4 protein-coding genes are annotated in these 1,975 nt (G+C 40.2%); all 4 read right to left on the bottom strand.

The window, feature by feature from the left end; all coding sequences use genetic code 11:
* On the bottom strand, positions 1-415 hold a 415-nt coding region (locus MTBBW1_RS17215), incomplete at its 3' end, for a transposase zinc-binding domain-containing protein (protein ID WP_186441429.1).
* A 160-nt stretch (positions 416-575) separates the two neighbouring features.
* Positions 576-1,232, bottom strand: coding sequence for a hypothetical protein (locus tag MTBBW1_RS17210; protein ID WP_080805270.1), 657 nt, complete (start codon positions 1,230-1,232; stop codon positions 576-578).
* Between the two features lie 28 nt (positions 1,233-1,260).
* A complete protein-coding gene (locus tag MTBBW1_RS30420) occupies positions 1,261-1,368 on the bottom strand; it encodes a glycine zipper domain-containing protein (protein ID WP_425430021.1) in 108 nt (35 codons plus the stop codon).
* 211 nt (positions 1,369-1,579) lie between these two features.
* The gene (locus MTBBW1_RS17200; RefSeq protein ID WP_080805268.1) at positions 1,580-1,882 is read right to left on the bottom strand and encodes a hypothetical protein; all 303 of its coding nucleotides are present in this window, start codon (positions 1,880-1,882) and stop codon (positions 1,580-1,582) included.
* Positions 1,883-1,975: the final 93 nt, after the last annotated feature.

The raw sequence follows: 1,975 nt of genomic DNA, 5'->3' as shown, positions 1-1,975 counted from the left end.
CACACTCATGACGTTTGCGGCTCTGACATTTCGGGCAATGGCTGTTGCGGCATGAATTGGGAAACAGCTCCGTATGACCGCATGTATCACACATATTGACGCTATATCCAAAATCTCCGGTGCGGCAATGCAGAATATCATAAACAACCTTGTGCTGCCTCGGGGTAACACTGTTGTTCCTTTGGAAATCACTCCAGTAGAGCCTCAGGATGTCCGCAAGCTCACACCCTCCATATTGATTACCAGGTGGAGAATCTTTACATATCAGCTCACCCGGCAGACTGCTGAGAGTCTCTTCCAGCGTCTTTTGTACTGAAAGAGGAAGCTCCAACCGAGGTGGCAGAACAGAATCCAGATGGGGCAGGTCTATACTGCTTGAAACATCACAGCAGGCTCTCTCTGAGAGGAGTTCCATGTGGCAAGGCGCCTCCCAAAAAAGGATGAAGTATGAAAAATACTAATAAATAGTACGCGTTGCATCTGCCGAAGGCTTCATATAACGCCGAGCTAAGGGGCGCCGCTAACATCCTTCGCGGTCAACGGCTCCCGTTCACGGCGTCCCCTTGAGCGAAATGTTATGCTTGTTCTTTATTAAACATCCATAAAGAAACCCTTAATTGGTCTTTCAATTCAGGAACTAAACAATAGCCAGAATAAACTTCCTTTTCAGGCATAGGGTATTCTGAGTCTATTTCTGATGCAATTAAGCCAATTGCCTCTTCAGGAGAAAATCCAGAATCCAAGATTTCAGATACTTCACTAATAAGTTCCAATTCATATCTTTCATTTCCGGTTGAAACCACAACGAAAAGAGTGGTTGTATAAAGCATACTATAACCATATTCTTGGAGCTTTTGAAAAATATCATTAGACCAAAATTGTTTAAAATTTTGATTAGGCTTGCTTATAAAAGAGCCATAAGCAAGCTGAAAAGGATCAGCTGGTATCGCTTCTAATAAAAAACTGGGATTTGAATTAAAGAAAAAAGTCCCCATAGGTTGAGGTTCATATATTACACGTAAGATATCAAGTAAGGACTGTAAAAATTCATGAGGGCGCTCATATTGGTCTGAAGCTTGGAAGCAGCATTTGCTCTCAACATAATGAGTTACATCATTAGTCTTTTGGGGAAATTCTTTTTCAAATGTAGATTCAAAAATATTATACATTCCACTGACAAGGCTTTGCATATTTTCAGCGAACTTTAATGTATTTTTAACATTATTTTTCACAAGTACCTCTTTTTTATTTCACGACGAACTATGATTTTTTATTATCATCGTCTTGTGAGTCTCCCACAAGATGACCGACGGCTCCACCAAGCGCTGCGCCAATGGCAGTACCTAACGGGCCTACAAAAGAGCCTATTAATCCTCCGAAAAGGCCACCTGCACCACCGCCTATTGTTGCATTTTTGTGCCCACGTTTTTCTGCTGCATCAACGATTTTTTTGCAGTATCTTTAACAGAATCCTCAACTTTTTTTACTTCTTTAGAATCCATTGAACCTCCACTACTTGTCCAGATAGACACATTCCTGAATGTGTATTAAACAAAGAGACCTTTACCTTGAAAAAGATTTAATCTTCCTCATCCCAATCATCAAATTCGTATTCTTCCACAATTTCTTCAGATAAAGATTTCCATTGTTTCTTGATTCTACGAATTTTTATAACACCAATGGAATCTTCTTCACTTCTCAAATCAACCAGCAAATATCCGTCTTCGCGCAAAAAAGAATCTACTTCCCAAAGGTAAGCTTCTTTTAAGTTAAATTTGCCAGCTATACTTTTGAACTCATCCTTTGTTAAAAGATATCTTTTTTTTGTTTCGGAGTAGATTTTAATAAGTTGGTCTGCCATATCTCTTGCCGATCTTGCCATAAATCCTCCAGATTTAATATGGTTTTAAAAGCATAACGATTAGCTCAGGGGCGCCGCCAATAACCTTCACACGAGCCGCTCCCGTTCACGGCG

Origin of the sequence: Desulfamplus magnetovallimortis (genome assembly GCF_900170035.1) — a bacterium.
Classification (GTDB): domain Bacteria; phylum Desulfobacterota; class Desulfobacteria; order Desulfobacterales; family Desulfobacteraceae; genus Desulfamplus; species Desulfamplus magnetovallimortis.
Note: the sequence above shows the minus strand (reverse complement) of the source record. Positions and strands in the feature narration are given on the sequence as shown.